Origin of the sequence: Telluribacter sp. (genome assembly GCF_035998675.1) — a bacterium.
Taxonomy (GTDB): Bacteria; Bacteroidota; Bacteroidia; order Cytophagales; family Spirosomataceae; genus Telluribacter.
The window spans coordinates 87712-108568 of record NZ_DASYHI010000024.1; the positions used below are offsets into that span (position 1 = coordinate 87712).

The 20857-nt window shown below is 51.4% G+C and carries 13 protein-coding genes; 8 read left to right on the forward strand and 5 right to left on the reverse strand.

The genetic code is table 11. The features are described 5' to 3' along the window. Positions 1–155: 155 nt before the first annotated feature. Positions 156–1064, reverse strand: a complete 909-nt coding sequence (locus VGN67_RS22040; protein WP_327489223.1) for a DUF72 domain-containing protein — start codon at positions 1062–1064, stop codon at positions 156–158. An 882-nt stretch (positions 1065–1946) separates the two neighbouring features. Between VGN67_RS22040 and VGN67_RS22045 the strand changes: the two genes are divergently transcribed. The 8 genes from VGN67_RS22045 to VGN67_RS22080 all read left to right on the forward strand — a co-directional run bounded on the left by VGN67_RS22045 (position 1947) and on the right by VGN67_RS22080 (position 16000). After that, the gene (locus VGN67_RS22045) at positions 1947–3425 is read left to right on the forward strand and encodes a M14 family zinc carboxypeptidase (protein ID WP_327489225.1); all 1479 of its coding nucleotides are present in this window, start codon (positions 1947–1949) and stop codon (positions 3423–3425) included. Positions 3426–3653: 228 nt separating this feature from the next. Beyond that, complete coding sequence (locus VGN67_RS22050; protein ID WP_327489227.1) at positions 3654–6470, forward strand: TonB-dependent receptor; 2817 nt, start codon at positions 3654–3656, stop codon at positions 6468–6470. A 142-nt stretch (positions 6471–6612) separates the two neighbouring features. After that, positions 6613–7923 carry a T9SS C-terminal target domain-containing protein gene (locus VGN67_RS22055; RefSeq protein WP_327489229.1) on the forward strand — a complete coding sequence of 437 codons (1311 nt, stop codon included), beginning with the start codon at positions 6613–6615 and terminating at the stop codon, positions 7921–7923. Positions 7924–8419: 496 nt separating this feature from the next. Continuing rightward, positions 8420–9736 (forward strand): RIP metalloprotease RseP, encoded by a 1317-nt coding sequence (gene rseP, locus VGN67_RS22060; RefSeq protein WP_327489232.1) that lies wholly within the window; start codon positions 8420–8422, stop codon positions 9734–9736. 92 nt (positions 9737–9828) lie between these two features. Continuing rightward, on the forward strand, positions 9829–10353 hold the full coding sequence (locus tag VGN67_RS22065; RefSeq protein ID WP_327489234.1) for a DUF6702 family protein: 525 nt from the start codon (positions 9829–9831) through the stop codon (positions 10351–10353). 197 nt (positions 10354–10550) lie between these two features. Continuing rightward, positions 10551–13028 carry an endopeptidase La gene (lon, locus tag VGN67_RS22070; RefSeq protein ID WP_327489236.1) on the forward strand — a complete coding sequence of 826 codons (2478 nt, stop codon included), beginning with the start codon at positions 10551–10553 and terminating at the stop codon, positions 13026–13028. A 134-nt stretch (positions 13029–13162) separates the two neighbouring features. After that, positions 13163–14671: a tagaturonate reductase gene (locus tag VGN67_RS22075; protein WP_327489238.1), complete on the forward strand. Its 1509-nt coding sequence runs from the start codon at positions 13163–13165 to the stop codon at positions 14669–14671. A gap of 135 nt (positions 14672–14806) precedes the next feature. Next, positions 14807–16000 (forward strand): DUF748 domain-containing protein, encoded by a 1194-nt coding sequence (locus tag VGN67_RS22080; RefSeq protein ID WP_327489240.1) that lies wholly within the window; start codon positions 14807–14809, stop codon positions 15998–16000. 18 nt (positions 16001–16018) lie between these two features. Here VGN67_RS22080 and VGN67_RS22085 read toward each other — a convergent pair whose 3' ends face one another. The 4 genes from VGN67_RS22085 to VGN67_RS22100 all read right to left on the reverse strand — a co-directional run bounded on the left by VGN67_RS22085 (position 16019) and on the right by VGN67_RS22100 (position 20741). Further along, on the reverse strand, positions 16019–17581 hold the full coding sequence (locus VGN67_RS22085) for an arylsulfatase (RefSeq protein WP_327489242.1): 1563 nt from the start codon (positions 17579–17581) through the stop codon (positions 16019–16021). Positions 17582–17606: 25 nt separating this feature from the next. Further along, on the reverse strand, positions 17607–18275 hold the full coding sequence (locus tag VGN67_RS22090) for a bifunctional 4-hydroxy-2-oxoglutarate aldolase/2-dehydro-3-deoxy-phosphogluconate aldolase (RefSeq protein WP_327489244.1): 669 nt from the start codon (positions 18273–18275) through the stop codon (positions 17607–17609). A gap of 36 nt (positions 18276–18311) precedes the next feature. Next, positions 18312–19310 carry a sugar kinase gene (locus tag VGN67_RS22095; RefSeq protein WP_327489246.1) on the reverse strand — a complete coding sequence of 333 codons (999 nt, stop codon included), beginning with the start codon at positions 19308–19310 and terminating at the stop codon, positions 18312–18314. 63 nt (positions 19311–19373) lie between these two features. Beyond that, on the reverse strand, positions 19374–20741 hold the full coding sequence (locus tag VGN67_RS22100) for an MFS transporter (protein WP_327489248.1): 1368 nt from the start codon (positions 20739–20741) through the stop codon (positions 19374–19376). Positions 20742–20857: the final 116 nt, after the last annotated feature.

Genomic DNA, 20857 nt, shown 5'->3' on the forward strand with positions numbered 1-20857 from the left:
TGGGGTACTATGTATTCAACCTTATTACACCTTTACTCGCAAAAACACATCACCCGATAGACCTGATTCGAAGCAATCGATGGTGGAGATGGTATGTTCCTGCGTTTGACATGCTACAAAGGTATAAAAAGTTTGGAAGTGAGCTGCATAATTTTTCAAAAAAGCGAACCTTGTACAGGCTGCTGACGAATAGCAGGAGCTTCTAAGGATAATCCTATTTGCTGGTTGAGCTGCTCTATCCAGTATTTGGTTAGTTCGGGTGCCAGTAGGTTCTCGCCGCAGTGAATAAAAATATAGGCCGTCTGTAGGCCCTGCTCAAACCACTTACGCAGCCGCTGTACCCAGGCCGTGGTACGGGTGAAGTCGGTGGGGTGCAGCTCGTGCCCCACAAAACGAAGGGTAGCTACCGGACTGGAAAGCCCCATGTGCAGCACATCGCGCCGCCCGGCTACGTCGGTAAGTACTGTACCGGCGCCCAGCTCGTGCAGCGTTTCGAGTACCCGGTGCCAGCGGTACTCGTCAAGAAACCAGGCCGCGTGCCGGAACTCTATCGCCACCGGAAAGCCCTGCGGTAAACCTTTCAGAAACCGGACGAGCGTGGGTAGCCGGGCTGGGTTGAAAGCTGGGGATAACTGCAGAAAGGTAGTACCCAGGTTTTCTTCAAAACCCAGTACCGACTCCACAAACAGACGCGTGAGCTGGGTAACCCCTAGCAACTGTGCTTCGTGGGTGATAGCTTGTGGCCACTTGGGACAAAAACGAAAGCCGGAGGGTACCATTTCCTTCCACTTTTTGACGGTATCAGGGCCGGGTATCTGGTAGTAGGTACTGTTTAGCTCGATGGTATTGAACTGCCGGGCGTAGTGGTACAGGAAGTCCTTGTCTTTGGTAGTGGCCGGATAAATTTTACCCACCCACTCTTTATTGGCCCAAATGGGCGGACCGATGTACACCTGCCGGGCGGAGGTACCTGCGGTACTACCTAGCAACACCGGCGTGTGCGGGTGGTCGGGCGGAAGCGTGAAATCCACCGGGTTTATATCTTCTACTTTTCCGAAATCCATTTTAAAGCAATTAGGTAGTTAGGTGTTAGCTAAGTACTAGGTATAAACACGGAGAGCGGGGATGTGGTTACAGGCAGTTTCGCTGATTGATACCTGCTCAAAATATAATCTGCTGGCCGACATCCATTCCTATACTTCAGGTACTTCTAGTACTTCAGGTACTTCTAGATACATTTGCACTCACTGTCACTTAACTGCTTCATCAATCAGTTGATTTGAACCTAATGGAATCTATAAAATTAAATATTTTAAGTAGTACTACTATTAGGCAAAGGATTCTTATCCTGCTCTGCATACTTTCCTATCTTTTTATTCATTTCTACGACACCAAATGGAGTCTGCCTATTTTGATTTGGTACTTAATGGGGTTAATTGCGGGGGAGGGGCCGGAAAAAATCATCCAAGGTTTTATAATTTTATGCTGGTTATACTTATGGCTTCTGCTTTTTAGTAAAGACAATAGGAAGTCTGACTATTCTACTTGTAGCCTTTATCAGCTTGTTTGTAGATGCCATTCATGTTGGTTATAACCAATTACAAATTTTCTTGGAATATTCCTACAGGTATGAAAGGTGGTATTGGTATGTTGTACCCTTTCTGTTATTCTCCGTTTTTACCTTACTGCTTTTTCGCAGAGTGATGAAGCAGTAGTTGTCCTGTTAGCCAAAAAGGTACAAAAGGAGCAATCGAAGTATTTAGATGGCTCCTTTTTTCTATGAAGTGTATCTTATTCCTTGCCCTAATCTGAACATATTTTAGCCCCTCCCCGCACCGCAACCCCTTTACAATGATTACTTTTGTAAGTCATTCCGACCAAAAAAATGGAAGCTTTTGTCCAATTGGTTGGTTTGCCTCCTCTTTAAGTGTAAAGATGTAAAAAAGATGAAAGCCCTTTTACCCGTTGCTATGTCTGTACTGGCTGCTTCCGCGGCACTGGCTCAACCTACCGAGCTGGCGCGTCGCCTGCACGATACCCACCCTACCTACCGCGAAGCGTCCCTGACCCAGCGCCGGTTCAAGCACCCGGACGTACAGGTGCTGATTCAGCAGCGGCAGGGAAATCCCATGTACGAGATTACGACCGTAGGGCAGTCGTACGAGGGGCGCGCCATCCGGATGGTTAAAGTCGGAAACGGGCCACGGAAGGTACTGCTCTGGTCGCAGATGCACGGCGACGAACCCACGGCGACCATGGCTATCTTTGATATATTCAACTTCCTCGAAAAAAAGGGAGACGGTTTCGACGAACTGCGGAAGCAGCTGTTGGCTACAACTACACTGTACTTTGTGCCCATGCTTAACCCCGACGGCGCCGAACGTTACCAGCGCCGCACCGCTCAGGGAATAGACATGAACCGTGACGCCCTGTACCTGCAGACCCCCGAAAGCCGCATTCTGAAAGAGTTGCAGCAGACCCTGAAGCCGGAATTTGGTTTTAACCTGCACGACCAGAGCCCCCGCTACTCGGCCGGGCGCAGCCCGAAGGTAGCCACCATATCCTTTCTGGCTACGGCCTACGACTACGACCGCTCCATTAATCCGGTGCGGGAGCGGTCCATGCAGCTCATCGTACGCATGAACCGCCTGCTGCAGCACTTTATACCCGGTCAGGTAGCCCGCTACGCCGACGACCACGAGCCCCGCGCTTTCGGAGATAATATCCAGAAATGGGGTACTACACTCATCCTGATTGAGTCGGGTGGCTACGCCGGTGACCCCGAAAAACAATATATCCGTCGGCTCAACTTTGTGGCTATCCTGTCGGCGCTGGGGGCCATTGCGGATGGCTCGCTGGCGGAGGAAGATCGCAACGACTACTATACCATTCCGGAAAATGAAAGGTACCTCTTTGACCTGCTCATCCGGAACGCTACCGTGCGGCAGGGCGGCAAGACCTACCGCACCGATTTGGGTATTAATCGAAACGAAGTCAACTACGCTAACGCGACCAAGTTTTTCTACCACAGCAAGGTGGAAGAGTACGGCGACCTCTCGACCCACTACGGCAGCCAGGAAATAGACGCTACCGATTACGTCATAGAGCGTGGTAAGGTATATCCTAATCCCTTTAAAAACCTGACGGAGCTAAGCAAAGTGGATCCCTGGGCGCTCCTGAAACAGGGCTATACCTACGTGACGCTCACGCCTGACGCCAACACCCGGGCGCTGGGTTTGTACTTTACGGTGCATCCGCTGCACGTGTTGCGAAAGGGGCAGGTATTCACCGGACCGGTACAAATGGGTGAAACGGCCTCTTTTGTCCTGAAAAAGAACGGCAAGGTACGCTACGCGGTGGTGAACGGCTTTGTGCACGACCTACAGGAGCCCGCGGAGCGGCTGGGTAACGGTATAGTGGAGTAAGCGGAATATGCTGTGGTGAACAGCAGTGGCAGCAGTAGTATCAATGGTTTTTGTGAAGCCTTGCCAAATAAAATATTGCCTTAGTGGTATTTGTTAAATCGTTATTTCTCAGCTTTTTACTTATTCTCTTTGAAATAATAGAGCCGTAATACTGGCTTAATATTGGGGTAACATTGCTCCTCTACTTTTGTGGCATGTAACATCTGTTTACTGACACCAATGAAAAGTATGAAAAAGCAATTACTCTCTCTCGTTTTATCTGTTTTGGTCACTACGCTGGCCGTTGCGCAAACGGGTTCTATCAAAGGTACTATCGTCGACGCCAAAACTAAGGAAGCCATAATTGGCGCGAGCATCCTGTTGAAAGGTACTACCCCGCCCCTGGGTACTTCGACGGACATTGAAGGAAACTTTGAAATCAGAAACATCCCGACCGGTACCCAGACCGTTATCCTGAGCTACGTTTCCTACAAGCTCAAAGAAGTGGCCATAACGGTTTATCCCAATCAGACGGTACTTATCAATACAACCATAGAGGAAGACGTTGCTACGCTGGAAGAAGTAAAAATAACCGGGCAGCGCCAGACCTTCACCGACGTATCGGTCATTACCGAAATCAAGCAGGCCGAGCAGATTGCCGTGGGTATCTCGGCCCAGCAGATTCAGAAATCGCAGGACCGCGACGCTTCGCAGGTGATTCGCCGGGTACCGGGTGTCTCCATTCAGGACGACCGCTTCGTAATCATCCGCGGCCTGAACGAGCGCTACAATACGGTAATGCTCAACGACGCCATTACGCCTTCCACCGAAGTTGACGTTAAATCCTTCTCTTTCGACCTTATTCCCAGCTCCGCCATCGACCGCATGCTGATTTTCAAATCGGGTTCTGCCGAACTACCCGGTGAGTTTTCGGGGGGTGTTATTAAGATATATACCAAAACCATCCCGGATGAGAATGGCTTCAGCCTCAACCTGTCTACCGGCTACCGGAGCGGTACTACCTTTCAGCGGGTACTTTCTCATCAAGGTACTTCCCTCGACTGGCTGGGCTTTGGTGCCGGTGACCGTATACTTCCCTCCTCTTTCCCCTCTACCAAAACCCTGATTAACGAAGGAGTACCTTCAGACCGCGCCCTCTCGGCTTTTCGTAATTTGCCCGAGTACTTTACGGCGCAGAACATGACCGCCATGCCTGACCTGCGCGCGTCGCTGGGCTACAACGCTACGTTTTTTGTAGGCGAGAAAAAGCTGACAACTTTTAATAACATTACATATTCCCACACCCGCCAGGCTATGCCGGTTAATCAGTACCGGTACCTGTCGTTTGACCCGCAGAAGCAGGAGTCGCTTCTGTGGGTTAAATACAACGACCAGCAATACGCCGAAAACGTACGGCTGGGGGTAATGTCCAACTGGGCCTTGATCCTGAACCCTAACCACAAGATCGAGTTCCGCAACCTGTTTAATCAACTCGCCAACAAAGAAACTACCTTCCGCCAGGGCTTTACGCAGGAAAATGGCCGCGAAGTAGAGAATTATGCCTTCCGTTACGAATCAAAGAGCATCTATTCTGGTCAGCTGAGCGGTACCCACGACCTGTCTGACCTGACTACCGTGCGCTGGACCGGTGCTTTTGGCTACACCCACCGCGAAGAACCCGACTACCGCCGCTTTGTATCGAGCCGCAACATTGGTTCCGACGACCCCTTCACCGTAGAAGTAGTACCCGGTAGCAACGCCAGTCTGGCCCGTACCGCCCGCTTTTACTCTACGCTGAATGAATATACCTCCTCGGGCCGGGCCGATTGGGAGCACCGTATTAACCGCAGCGGTTTTGAAGGAGACGAAAAAATGCAGATCAAACTGCGCGCCGGTGCCTATGCTGAGTACAAAGATCGGGCCTTCCAGGCGCGTTGGTTCAACCTGCTCAATCCGGGTGGCGTACCTCAGGAACTACTGAATCAGTCGCCGGAGCAGCTTTTTGACAACAGCAACATGGGCCTGGACAAGCTGTACTACGGCGAGCGTACCAACTTCGACGACCGCTACACCGCCCAAAACATGCTGACTGCCGGGTACGTAGGAGCTTACGTACCTTTTTCTTCCCGGTTCAACGTGTCGCTGGGAGCCCGGGCTGAGTACAACCGTCAACAGCTGCAAAGCCGTCAGCGCGGTTCAGGTACCCGTATCAAGGTAGACAACCCTATCTTCCGCCTGCTGCCTTCGGTCAACATGGCCTATAACTTCACCGAGAAAACCCTGCTGCGCCTGGCCTACAGCACCACCGTCAACCGTCCGGAGTTCCGGGAGCTGGCCCCTTTTACCTACTATGACTTTGCTTTCGACGTATCGCGGGTGGGTAATCCTAATCTGAAGACGCCCTCTATCCAGAACATGGACCTGCGCTACGAGTGGTACCCCCGTGAGGGAGAAGTAATATCGGTAGCCTACTTCTACAAGCACTTCAAGAACCCGATCGAGGCCCGTATCCGCTACGCTGGCTCAGGAATATCGTTTTACGTAGACAATGCCGAGGAAGCCTACGCCAGGGGTGCCGAGCTGGAAGTACGCAAATCACTGAAGAATACGACTAACTCGGGCTTTGTCAATAACCTGACGCTGCTGCTCAATACTTCGGTCATCAAGAGCGATGTGTTGACCGGCTTCACCGGACAGGAAAACAACCGTCAGCTGCAGGGACAGTCGCCTTACCTGATCAATACGGGTATTTACTACAACGATGTTAACCGCGGCTTACAGTTCAATGTGCTGTACAACGTCATCGGTCGCCGGATATTCCTGGTGGGAGACAAGGAAATTCAGCCTACGGTGTACGAAATGGCCCGCAACGTTATTGATCTGACCCTTATCAAATCGCTGGGCCGGCACGTAGAACTTAAAATAGGCGTACAGGACCTGCTGAACCAGCCTTTCCGCCTGATTCAGGACAGCAACCTTGACCAGAAAATCACCAACGTAGATGAGCCTTACCAGACCTACCGCCGGGGTACCTACTCTACCATTGGTCTGAGCTATAAGTTTTAAGAGTATCCGGGATGGAATACCCCGGATGGAATACCCGGGATGGAATACCCGAATGGACGGTAGTGGGGCTAACACCAGAAAGCTAATACCCAAGTACCTATAATAACTACTTATCCGTCAGATTGTTAAAAAAGAAAAGTGTATGAAAAAGTTAGGAAAACTATTCAACCTGCTACTCCTGGGAATGCTCATGACTGCATTCGTTGGCTGTAATAACATAGAAGACGACGAAGATCCCATACCGGTAGGAGGTACCAATACGGTGTCTGGCAGCATTACGCAAAACACCACCTGGACCGCCAACAACAAGTACGTCTTAACGGGCTTTGTGTACGTGGAAAACGGCGCTACCCTGACCATTGAGCCGGGTACCGTTATTAAAGGAGACAAGGCTACCAAAGGCTCGTTGATTATCAAGCCGGGGGCCAAGATTATGGCCAACGGTACGGCTGAGCAACCTATTGTATTTACTTCAAACCAACCAAAAGGCCAGCGTGCCGCCGGTGACTGGGGAGGATTGGTGATACTCGGTAACGCGCCGGTTAATAAAACACCGGCGGTAATTGAAGGAGAGAATATTTCTACCTTCGGAGGTACCAATGCTACCGACAACTCCGGTACCTTAAAGTACGTCCGGATTGAGTTTGCCGGTATCGCCTTCGAAACCGACCGCGAAATCAACGGCCTTACTTTTGGTGGTGTAGGTAGTGGTACTACCGTAGACTACGTACAGGTTTCGTTCAGTGGCGACGACGCGTTTGAGTGGTTTGGTGGTACGGTCAATGCCAAGCACCTGATCTCTTACCGTAACCTGGATGATGACTTCGATACCGACAACGGATACAGCGGAACGGTACAGTATGGCTACATTCTCCGCGACCCCAGCGTAGCCGACCAGGCTGGTGACTCCAACACCTTTGAGTCCGACAATGATGCTGGTGGCTCCGAAGCTACTCCCAAGACCAGCGCCCGGTTTGCCAACATTACGGCTACCGTTGCTCCCGGTGAGTTAAACTCCAAGTACCGTTCGGCCATGCGTATTCGTCGTAGCAGTGAGATCTCCATCTACAACAGTGTGTTTGCCGGGGGCTTTCCCAATGGCATAGAGCTACAGGACAAAGTGGCCGATAACTACAAAGCGGGCAAAATGAACATAAAAGGAGTGGCTATACAAGGTGCCGTAACTCCACTAAGAGGAGTAGATACAGTCCTGTTCAACGACGCGGCTAATAAAAACAAGGTCTATACCAGTGTGTCAGAACTGCTGCTGCCTTCTTCGTTCAACTCTATCTCGGCTCGTCCGAGTGCCATGCCTCAGGCTAGTTCTCCCCTGCTGACCGGCGGTAGCACGTTGCCTTCGGGTCTGGAACCTACCACCTACATGGGCGCTTTCGGTGGCATGGACTGGACACAGGGCTGGGCCAACTTCGACCCACAGACTACAGACTACTAATAAGTACTGAAGCCTTAGAAGCTGTTTGAGTTATTTTTTATTGATAAAAATGATTGATTTTTTTACCTAGACAAGAAGCCTAAACCGGAGTTTGGCAGAGCCAAATGAGGATTTAGGAGACGCAGGATTGGTGAAAAAGTCCCATTTTGATTATAATAAGGTTAACTCAAACAGCTTCTTAAGTAAACAATTATATTGGTGTCAGATTGTCAAAAGGCCGGGGGCGATGCTCCCGGCCTTTTTTAGGCTTCAGGGCAGCTCATGACCCAGGCTGCGGGTCATGTAGGATAATATGCAGGACGCGTACCGACGAAATCAGGCCTTTTGCGTAACTTTACCGATTGGATTTACGTTCTTTGATGGTAAGCCTCCGAAAAGACAATTTCAGGGCTTAAAAAACGTAAACCTCTTGCTAACTAACTGAGGTAGCAGGTGATAGAGTACCAAGAAGTTATATCACCTGATACTGGCTTTTTTACTATTTATAAACAACTGAATGGAAGTATTGATTATGGCCGGGCAGCTCATTCTGGGCTTGTCCATACTAGTAGGCTTACATGAATTGGGACACCTGGTCGCGGCCAAGATGTTCGGGATGAAAGTAGAGAAATATTTCATAGGTTTTCCGCCCAAGGTATGGAGTATTCAGCGGGGCGAAACCGAGTATGGTCTGGGAGCAGTACCCCTGGGAGGGTTTGTAAAAATATCCGGAATGATTGATGAGTCACTGGATACCGACCAGATGAACGCCGAACCCCAGCCGTATGAGTTCCGGGCGAAGCCAGCCTGGCAAAGGCTGATCGTGATGCTGGGAGGTATTATCGTCAATGTTATTGTAGGAATAATCATTTTCGTAGCTATCGCTTACAGCAACGGCGACCGCTTCCTGTCGCGCGAAGAGGTCAATCGCTTTGGTATTGTAGCGGGCGATCTGGCCCGGGAAATTGGCCTGCAGACCGGCGATAAAATCGTTAAAGTAAATGGCAAGGATTTTGATGATTTCAGTGAGGCGGTAGGCTCAGACGTGTTCCTGGGAAGCGGCAGCTCTTATACCGTAGAGCGTAATGGCGAACTGATTGATATTGATATACCTAATAATTTTATTGAAAAGCTGTCGGAGCCGGAAGCAAAGGGCACCTTTATCCGCCCCGCCGAGCCTTTTGTAGTAGGAGAAGTAGTACCGGATACCTACGCCGAAGAAGCGGGACTTAAAGCCAACGATCGTATTGTAGCGGTCAATGGGAAACCAGTTCAGTTTTTTCACCACCTTCAGCAGACGCTGGATTCTCTGAAAGGAAAAACCGTAGCCCTGACGGTGCAGCGGGACAACCAGCGCGAAACCCTGACGTCGGAGGTTACTTCGGAAGGTACGCTGGGTTTCCAGGCTAAAAGCCTGCTCAACTACACCACCGTAGACTATACCCTGGGCCAGGCCATGGTAGTAGGTACGAAAGAAGCCTTTGGGGTCGTTTATAATAATGTAAAAGGTTTCGGGAAAATATTCCGGGGTGAGGTGTCGGCCTCTAAGGCGCTGAGCGGACCCATTGGTATAGCGCGTATGTTTGGTGGCGTGTGGGATTGGGGCCGGTTCTGGTTCCTGACGGGCCTGCTGTCGATGGTACTGGCCTTTATGAATGCCCTGCCCATACCGGCGCTCGACGGAGGACATTCCGTGATACTGTTGTATGAAATGGTCTCGGGCCGGAAGCCTTCGGACCGCTTCCTTGAAAATGCTCAGAAAGTAGGAATGGTACTTTTGCTGGGGCTCATGGCCTTTGCTATCTTCAACGACGTCTGGAAAGCAGTTTTTTAAAAACATTGTAAAGTTTAGTGCTTGCGACAGTCCACGCTGCTACTCCGGAGCGCGGACTGTCGTAGCCATATCTGCCAGGCTGCGAAAAAGCTATGATGAAGAGACTGATCACGTATTTGACGCTGGGGGGGCTGGCCTTACTTACGCCAGCCTGGCTGGTAGCGTGGCCCGCCGCCAAACCTGCTCATGAGTACCACGTGAGTGTTACCCAAATGCAGTATAACCCCGCCCAAAAAGCCCTGGAGATAAGCATTCGGGTATTTACCGACGACCTCGAGAAAGCTTTATCCGTTGAAAACAACAACCAGCGGTTTGTCGTCAATAACAACGACCAGAACGGTACCTACATAGAAAGGTACCTGCGCAAAAGTTTCGTACTTACTGATTCCAGACAGCAGCAGCGCCCTTTTCAGTACGTGGGCAAAGAGCAGGAAGCAGATGCCACCTGGATATACCTGGAAGTACCCGTTCCCGAAAATCTGGCAGGCTGGACGTTGCAGAACAATTTGATGATGGAAGTGTTCAGTGACCAGATGAATATGCTGAACTTAAAGTTACCTACGGGTAAAAAAACGATTTTATTTAAAAAAGGACAGTCGCTGCACCCCCTCCGCTAACGGGCGAAAACGAGCCAGCGGGGGCTAAACCGGCGCTTACGACAGGTAGGCTGACAAACCGGAAGGTGGCACGGCTATTTTATCATATACACTCCCTTTCTTTTTTATATTTAATAGTAAATTGGGAAAAGAATCTCTGTCATGCTGACAGAATGCCTATGAACTTTGAAAATTCTGATCTTTATAGTCGGATACTAATGTCTGATACCGACCTCGATACTCTCGAAATTGTCCCCATTGGTGGGCCAGAAGGCTCTGATGAGCCATTTGATGTCCCCGATGAACTTCCAATATTACCCATTCGCCAGACCGTCCTGTTTCCGGGTATGGTCATTCCTGTGACCGTAGTACGGCAGAAAGCCATCCGGCTGGTCAAGAAAATCTACCGGAGCTCCGACATCAACTCCCGCATAATGGGAGCGGTTACCCAGGCGAAACCGCTCAAAGAAGACCCCTCGGCCGACGACCTGTACCGGGTAGGTACCGTAGCGCATATTTTGAAAATGATTACCCTGCCCGACGGCAACGTTACGATCATAGTACAGGGGCGTCAGCGCTTTCAGATTAAGGATATTGTGCGGGAAGAGCCGTACATAACCGCTAGTGTAGCGGCCATAGAAGATTCGTTCGCGTACGCTAACCGCAAGGAGTCCAAAGCCCTGCTACAGTCGCTCCGCGACGGCGCGCACCGCATTATGCGGCTAAACCCCGAAATACCCCAGGAAGCCCGTATTGCGCTAGATAATATCGAAAGTCCCATCTTTTTGATTCATTTTTTGTCGTCTAATCTCAACGTGGACGTAGGTGATAAACAGCGGCTCCTGGAAGAAACCAACGGACATAAGCAGGCCAACCTGCTGCTGCAGTTCATGATGCGCGAGATCGAAATGCTGGAACTGAAGCGGGAGATACAGTCCAAGGCCAGTTCGGACATTGACCAGCAGCAGCGGGACTACTTCCTGCGCCAGCAGATCAAGGTACTGCACGACGAGCTGGGCATCGACAGCCCCGAACGTGACATGGACGAGCTCCGGATGAAAGGCAGCCAGAAAAAATGGCCCCCGTCGGTACGGCAGCATTTTGAAAAGGAACTGAGCAAGCTCCAGCGGGTTAATCCCATGGCGCCGGAGTACCCGGTTACGCTTAACTACCTCGAAACGATGGTAGAGCTGCCCTGGAGTGAATATACCAAAGACAATTTTGACCTGGTACGGGCGCAGAAGGTACTTGATTCGGACCACTTTGGCCTGGAAAAAGTAAAGGAGCGCATTATTGAGTACCTGGCGGTATTGAAACTAAAAAATAACCTGAAAGCCCCCATTCTGTGCCTGTACGGCCCTCCGGGCGTAGGTAAGACCTCCCTGGGCAAATCCATCGCCAAGGCACTAAACCGGGAGTACATCCGGATGGCCCTGGGTGGGGTACACGACGAAGCGGAAATCCGCGGGCACCGCAAAACCTACATCGGGGCCATGCCCGGTAAAGTGATCCAGCATATCAAGAAAGCGGGCTCTTCGAATCCGGTATTTATTCTGGACGAAATCGATAAGGTCAGCTCCGACTATCGGGGCGATCCGGCTTCGGCGTTGCTGGAAGTACTGGACCCCGAGCAAAACTCGTCCTTTACCGACAACTACCTCGAAGTAGAATATGACCTCTCGAAGGTCTTGTTTGTAGCGACCGCCAACTCCCTCGAAACCATTCACCCGGCCCTGCGTGACCGGATGGAGATCATCGAAATGACCGGTTATACCATTGAGGAAAAGCTACAGATAGCCAAGAAGTACCTGGTACCCAAGCAGCGCAAGGAGCACGGTCTTAAGTCAACCGACGTCAGGATCGAAGACAAGGCCCTGCTGCGTATAGTGGAAGGCTATACCCGCGAGTCGGGCGTCCGGATGCTGGAGCAGAAGGTAGGAGCGCTGGTCCGGAAAATAGCCAAATCTATCGCGATGGAGCAGGAGTACACAAAAGTTATCAAGGAAGAGCAGGTAGAGAAACTGCTGGGCCCCGAAATATTTGATAAGGACCTCTACCAGGACAACGATATTGCCGGCGTGGTAACAGGCCTGGCCTGGACCTCAGTGGGCGGTGAAATCCTGTTCATTGAGTCAAGCCTGAGCCGGGGCAAAGGCAACCTGACCCTCTCCGGACAATTGGGCGATGTTATGAAAGAGTCGGCGGTTACGGCCCTTTCGTACCTGAAAGCCCACGCCGAGCGCTTTGGAATCGATTACCGTATTTTTAACCACTACGACCTGCACGTACACGTACCGGCGGGTGCCGTACCCAAAGACGGCCCTTCGGCCGGTATTACTATGCTTACCTCGGTAGCCTCTATATTTACACAGCGCCGGGTAAAGCCCTACGTAGCCATGACCGGGGAGATTACCCTGCGCGGCAAGGTACTACCAGTAGGCGGAATCAAGGAAAAAATACTGGCGGCGCGTCGGGCGGGTGTGAAGGATATTATCCTGTGTGTCAGGAACCGGAAAGACGTGGAGGAGGTACATGCTGACTATATCAAGGACTTGACATTCCACTACGTAGACACCGTTGATGAAGTACTGGCCGTAGCACTACTACCCGAAAAAGTCTCCAACCCGATCCGGTTTATACTACCCGAGGAGAAAAAAGAAGCAGAAGATACCATGCTTAAGGTGAATGTACTCTGAATTTTTCGGGCCTTTGTAAGGAATAAAGTAATTAAAAAAATGGTGCGCCGCCCGGCGCGCCATTTTGCTTTTAGGTAGGGGTTGCCAACGTAAAAAAGCGTCTTACTGACTGAACACCTATTATTCAGATTTCTATGACGCGCCTTACACCCCAGCTACTGATACAACAGCCCGAACTTTGTCCTGATTCAGAACGACTGCTTGCCTTACCCGAAAAAATCGTTCAGTTTGGTACCGGAGTACTGCTGCGAGGGTTGCCTGACTACTTTGTCCATAAAGCTAATCAGCAGGGTGTATTTAACGGGCGTATTGTCGTAGTTAAATCAACGGACCGGGGCGGGGTAGATGCCTTTGCCGAGCAGGAAAATATTTATACCCAGTGCATCCGGGGCATTGAAGACGGGGCTCCCGTTCAGGAAGATATTATCAATACCGCCATTAGCCGTACCCTATCGGCCCGCACCGACTGGGCTGACATACTGGACTGCGCCCGTAGTGCTGATATAAAAATTATTATTTCCAATACCACCGAAGTAGGTATTCAGCTCACCGACGATGATTTGCAGGCTTCGCCGCCCGCTTCTTTTCCGGGCAAGCTTACCGCTTTTCTGTTAGAACGATTCAAGGCGTTTGATGGCTCACCGGAAAGTGGTCTGGTTGTAGTACCCACCGAACTCATCCTGGACAATGGTCCCAAACTACGGGAGATAGTACTGGAGCAAGCCCGCCGGCACGCGCTGGGAGAGGCCTTTATTCAATGGGTTGAAGAGCATAATTCCTTTTGCAGCTCACTGGTCGACCGTATTGTACCCGGCCAGCCGGATAGAGCAACCCTAACTGAGCTGAGCGAACGGCTGGGGTACCAGGACGACCTGCTCATTATGTCGGAGGTATACCGGTTGTGGGCCATTGAAGGCGACGCCCGGGTACGCGCAGTACTAAGTTTTGCCGAAGCCGACCGGGGCGTTATTATAGCCCCCAACATTGACCTGTACCGTGAGCTCAAGCTGCGCCTGCTGAATGGTACCCATACCCTCTGCGTGGGCCTCTGCTACCTGGCCGGGCTGGACACGGTTCGGGAAAGTATGGAAACGCCCGAAACCGAGCGTTTCATAACAGAACTAATGCTGGACGAACTGGCTCCGGCCATTCCGTACGAGCTAGAGCTGGAGCGGGCCCGGCAGTTTGGTCGGGAAGTACTGGACCGTTTCCGTAACCCGTTTATCCGGCACCAGCTTATTGACATTACAGTACAGTACACGGCCAAGATGCGGATGCGTAATGTACCTACCTTGCAGAACCACTACCGCCACTCAAACGCAGTACCTCAGCGAATAGCCCAGGGTTTTGCGGCCTACCTGCTGTTTATGAAAGCCGTGGAGCAAGCCGACGGGAAGTACTTCGGCCTGCGTAATGGCGAGAAGTACCCCATTCGCTGCGACTCCGCTGACTACTTCTATGCCGCCTGGCAGCAGCACGGCTCCGACCTGCCCAGGCTGGTAGAGAGCGTCCTGTCCGACACCCAGCTTTGGGGAAGCGACCTGACCGCCCTGGCAGGCTTCGCCGAGGCCGTTACAGAAGCCATTCAATTGATAGAAACCGATGGGGCCAGAAAACTGCTGGCCGCCACAGTACCTTCCTGATTTAGGGCAAATAAAGGGCCGCTACGCGGGTAGTGGTTACAGCTATTTCTATTGGCATAATTTTTTGATAACTCTTCCATTGATCTTCTTCTACTTGTGTAGGAGAAGATTTTTTCACTTAATCAATGGAAGACCTTGAGAAAATCTGTCAAGATATTGCTGGGAATAATAGTAGTACTGGTTATAGCCCGGCTCTTGCTTCCCTTCTTTGTGGTACGCTACGTCAATAAGGTCCTGGCGGACATGGAAGGCTACACCGGCCGGATAGAAGATGTAAATATTGCCCTGTTGCGGGGAGCCTACCAGATTGAAGGAATGAATATTCAGAAAGTAAATGGTTCGGTAAAAGAGCCATTTATTCTGTTACCCCTGACCGACCTTTCCATAGAATGGAAGTCGCTCTTGAAAGGAAAGGTAGTAGGAGAGGTAGTTATCCATAATGGAGAAATCAACTTTGCTTTCAGTAATGACGAAAGTGCCAGCCAGACAGGTACTGAAAACGACTGGACCCAGGTAGTAAAAGACCTGATGCCGTTCGAGATCAACCGGTTTGCTATTGTCAATGGTCAGATAGACCTGGCCAATGTAATAGGCGAAGCGGGTACCGACTTATCCATGAAAAACTTTCAGCTTCAGATAGAAAACATACGGAATGTGGAGGAGAAAGGGGTGCGTTTGCCTTCGCCGGTTAAAGCCTCGGGAGACCTGCAGGGCTACGGTGGTAAGCTGAATTTTGATGCGGATATGATGCTGCTGAAGCAAACGCCCGATTTCGACTATAACCTTAGCTTTAACAATGTGCAGCTGGTAGAGCTTAATAAGTTAGCCCAGGAATATGCGGGTATTGACTTCGAAAAGGGTACTATTAATATCTACAGTGAGTTGGCTATGTACGACGGAAAGTTGGAAGGCTACGTAAAGCCGCTCACCAAGGATATGAAGATATTTAAGCTGAAAGAAGAGAATAACAAAGAGAAAAAACGGGGGGTCGGTGGTTTTATCAAAGAATTACTGGCCGAGGGCGGTAAAGAGATTCTGGAAAACCAGAAAAAGGAGCAGGTGGCTACCAACATTCCCCTGCAGGGCGATGTAAGTAGTGTTAATACCAGCATCTGGCCTATTTTGGGCGGCATGGTTCGTAATGCCTATATAGAAGCTTTTAAAGCGGAATTTGACCATTCGGTGGAATTTGGCGATTTATTTAGCTCTTCGGAAGGGGAGGCGGATAAAAATACCGGGGCAACCAGTAAAAAAGAGGAAAGACAACAAAAGCGGGAGGAAAGAAAGCAGGAAAGAAAGGAACGGCGGGAAGAACGCAAAAAGAGCTAAACGAGGAGCCGCCTGAGCTTACTTTACCCCTACCTGAGCCGCCCACTGTTCATACTGCTGCCGTAGTTCGGCTACTTTGCCTGGATTGGTGGCTGCCAGGTTACGGGTTTCGGAGGGATCCTGCGCCAGGTTAAAGAGCTCCCACTTATTTTCGGGTTTGCCCGACACCAGTTTCCAGTTTCCCTTACGTACCGCGCGGTTGCCCTCGTGCTCCCAGTAGAGCGTACGCTCCTTCGTCAGATTCTTATTTTTCAAAACCGGTAGCAGCGACTGGCCGGGCAGGTCCTGATCAGGCTTTTGTACTTTGGCTACATCCAGGCAGGTAGCCATCAGGTCTACTACGTGACCAACCTGCGACGTAATCTGTCCTTTTTGCTTCACTACGGCGGGCCAGTGTACGATTAGCGGTGTAGCTATTCCACCCTCGTGGGCCCAGCTTTTGTACTTACGGAACGGCGTGTTGGAGGCAAAAGCCCAGGATTTGTCGTAGGCTACGTACGAGCCGCGCTCGCCGATGGGTACCTTCGGGTCGTTGAATTTTTTACCATCAATGTTCTCGTGGCACCCGCCGTTATCTGACAGGAAAAAGATAAGCGTATTGTCCAGCTGGCCGCTAGCTCTGAGCTGGCCGACCAGTTGGCCTATCCCCTGGTCCATGCGGTCAACCATGGCGGCGTATACAGCCATTTTCCGGCTCCACTCTTTTTTGTTAGCTACCTGCTCCCAGGCAGGAATGGCAGCGTCGCGCTCCGACAACTGATACGATTTATCAATAATGCCCAGGCGCTTCATGCGGGCGAAACGTTCCTGGTTCAATACGTCCCAGCCTTTGTCATAACGTCCTTCGTAGCGGGCTATGTCTTCCGGTAGGGCGTGCAGCGGCCAATGGGGAGCCGTATAAGCTACATACAGAAAGAATGGTTTCTCCTTTTGCTGCGTAAAATGATTTTTGAGAAAAGTCCGGGCGTAGTCGGTAATGGCGTCGGTCATGTAGAAGCCCGTAGCGGGAGGAGTCCAGGGGCTGTCGTCAAGTACTATTTGCCGGATATTCTTTTCCTGCGGCAGGATTTCAAAGTAGCTGTTGGCGCCGCTGATCAGGCCGAAGTACCGGTCAAAACCGCGCTTACGGGGCCAGTGCTCGGGTTTTTCGCCCACGTGCCATTTACCGGCCATGTAGGTACTATAACCTTTTTCACGGAGCGCCTCAGCGATGGTAGTACTTTCGTTGAGGTACCCCTGGTAGGGGCCCGGCGCAGGAGTAGCGTTACCGGTCACTACCATGTGGCCCATACCCGCCTGATGGGGGTACTTGCCCGTCAGCAGGGCAGCGCGGGTGGGACAGCAGCGGGCAGCGTTGTAAAACTGCCGGAACCGGAGACCATTCTGTGCGAGCGCGTCCAGATTTGGCGTCCGTATTTCGCCGCCGTAGCTTCCAATGTCCGAGTAGCCCATATCATCCGCCATAATGATGATGATATTAGGACGGGCGGGAGCCTGTTGTTTTTGAAATGAAAGGAAAATAGTTCCCGCCAGACTTACCAGCAGGGCTGCACCAAGTGCTACGTAGGGTTTAGGTACCATAGGGTAATTGGTGCAGCTAGTGGAATTAAGACCTGATTTCTTTAACCAGCCGGATACTCTCCGCTACTTTATCGGTAATCCAGGCGTAGTTGCCGGCGGCGAGTACCTCCTTCGGGAACAGATTAGAACCCAGCCCCACGCAGTAGGCACCCGCTTCAAACCATTCCCGCAGGCTCTCCGGGGTAGGCTGTACGCCGCCGGTCACCATCATGCGCAGGTGGGGCATCGGGCCGCGGGCGGCTTTCACAAAGCCCGGTCCTACTACGTCGCCCGGAAACACCTTCACTACCTCGGCTCCGGCCTGCTGCGCCTGGAAGATCTCCGTCAGCGTAGCAATACCCGGCAGCCAGGGAATACCGGCTTCCGCGCAAACCTTACCTACTTCGGGATTCATAAAAGGTGCCACGATAAAATCGGCCCCGGCGTCAATAAACTTTTGGGCGGTGTCGGCATCGTAGATAGTACCTATACCCAACGCCATACCGGGCAGACTTTCCCGGGCGTAGCCCAGCAGCACCACAAAGGTATCGTAAGCGTTTTCGCCGCGGTTAGTAAATTCAAAAACGCGGGCACCCCCGTCGTAGCAGGCTTTCAGGACTTCTTTAACAATACCCGAGTCGGCATGGTAGAAGAGGGGAACAATGCCCACTTCCTGCATGAGCGTCATGATGGTATTTTTATCAATAGATGCCATAGAATCTTTATTTGCAGGATAAGTACCTGTTTGTAGCTATCGTTTAATCCGTCCGGAGGTATCTCCCTGGCGGATGGCCTCCACCTCGGCTTCGGTCGATACCAGCGCATCGCCTTCAATGGTATGCTTCAGGGCCGAGGCCGCCACGCCAAATTCCAGGGCGCGCTGCTCGTCGTTGAACGTAAGGAGGCCGTGGATAAGCCCGGCAATGAACGCGTCGCCGCCACCCACACGGTCAATAATAGGATTTATCTCCACGTCTTCGGTTTCAAGTACCTTACTACCGTTCCACATGGACGCCCGCAGCAGGTTATGACTGGCGCTGAGGGAGGTCCGGTGGGTGTCGACTACCCGGCTCACCTGCGGAAAAGCATTATGGAGACGCTGACACGACTCCTCGAAAGTGGCTCCCGGCTCAATACCGAAAATATCTTTAAATATAAACGGACTGCCTATCACCAGATCGGTACCGGCTGTCAGCTCGGGGAGTATGTCCGAAGGCTTTTTGCCGTATTTCCACAAATTGGACCTATAAAATATATCACCGGACACGGTCAGCCCACGTCGGCGGGCAGCCTTAATTCCGTCCAGACAGGCATCGGCCGCCGCCTGCGACAAGGCCGGGGTGATACCCGCCCAGTGAAACCAGGTTGCGTCTTTCAGGATGTGGCCCCAGTCAATTTCAGCCGGGTTGATTTCCGCAAAAGACGAAAACTGGCGGTCGTACACAATCTGGCTGGGGCGCATGGCTACCCCGGTTTCGAGGAAGTAGACGGCAATGCGGTTACCGCCGTACAGCATGTGGGAAATATCTACGCCGTGGAAGCGCAGGTACTGCGCCGCCGCCCTGCCTACGGGGCTATCGGGAAAGCGGGTGACGTGGGCGGTAGAGTGACCCCAGTAGGCCAGCGCCGAGGCGACATTGGCCTCACCACCGGCATAGGTAACGTTGAACTGCTGAGCTTGTTCGAAGCGGGCAAATCCGGGGGTACTTAACCGCATAAGTACCTCGCCGAATGTAATAATCTGAGCCATTAGATACGTAATATGCAAAATAAAAAGGCTCCCCTGACAGGGGAGCCTTCAATATACTACTATTTATGCTATTTCACTTTTTTTGATAGGCTCCAAACGAGGCAGGATAAGCTGGATAATACCCAGCGCAAGCAGATAAGCCACGGAAGCAAATATAAAGAGTGGTAAGTACCCTACATACGCCACCACGATACCTGTTATAATACCAAACAAAGTACCACCGATAGCACCGGCCATACCACCGATACCGGTAGCGGAGGCCACCATGCTCTTAGGGAACAGGTCGGAGCCAAAGGTGTAAAGGTTAGCCGACCAACCCTGGTGAGCTGAGGCGGCCAGCGCGATGAGAGCGATAGCTATATAAATATTATTAGTAAGAGAGGCAAAGAACGTAGGTACTACGCAGAGGGCGCAAATGAGCATGGTAGTCTTGCGGGCTTTGTTGAGCGACCAGCCCATCTGCATGAACTTTGTCGACAACCAGCCAAAGAATATACTCCCTACATCTGAAACGAGGTATATCACCAGGAAGGGAATACCCACGGTTTTCAGGTCAAGCTTTTGATCCAGGGCCTCGTTGGTATTAAAAAAGTCAGGCAACCAGAAGAGGTAAAACCACCAGATAGGATCAGCCAGAAACTTACCTACCATCAACGCCCAGGTCTGGCGGTAGCTCAGCATTTTGATCCAGGGAATCTTCTCCTGCGCCTGCTCCTCAGAAGCATCGCTGTTGATGTAGGTCAGCTCTTCTTTGCTCAGGTGCTTGTTCTCCTCGGGCTTACTGTACAGTACCCACCAGAATATCAGCAGAAAAGCACCCAGTACTCCTGTAATGAGGAAGGAAGCCCGCCAGCCGTAGGCCAGCGTCAGGAAGGGAATGGTCAGGGCGGTTAATATAACGCCAATATTAGTACCGGCGTTGAAGATACCGTTGGCCAGGGAGCGTTCCTTCTTGGGAAACCATTCGGCAACGGTCTTGATAGCCGCCGGGAAGTTGGAAGCTTCGCCAAGACCCAGTAGCCCCCGCATAAAGCGCAGCCCCATCAGCGAACCGACAAAGGCAGTACCTATGCCGGCCAGACTCCACAGAAATATGCCTATTGAGTAGCCTTTCTTGGTACCAATGCGGTCAATCAGCCAGCCAATCAGGATAAAGCCTAAGGCATACATCAGCTTGAAGGCCCCGTCTACATAGCCCATCTGGACCTTGAACTCTGCCACGGCAGCCTCCGTAAGTGGCTGATTGGCCGACAGGCCCAGCATATCTCTTTTAAAATTATCATCAATAATAGTAAAGGAGAGTACCGTACGGTCCACGTAATTGACAACCGTAGCAAAAAACAAGAGCGCCACGATACGCCAGCGGTAGTTACCGACGGGCTTGGGGACCTGCGGGTTCGCAGCAGGGGTAATGACAGGCTTGGTAATCATGCGGGAAACAGTAAAAGGTTATAAAATCACTACAAAAGGCCGGGTGAACGGCTGGTAGTGTAGCTGAATTTAGTTTCAGGAAAGCGGACAGCCGGGCAGTCCGCTCCTAATAGTCG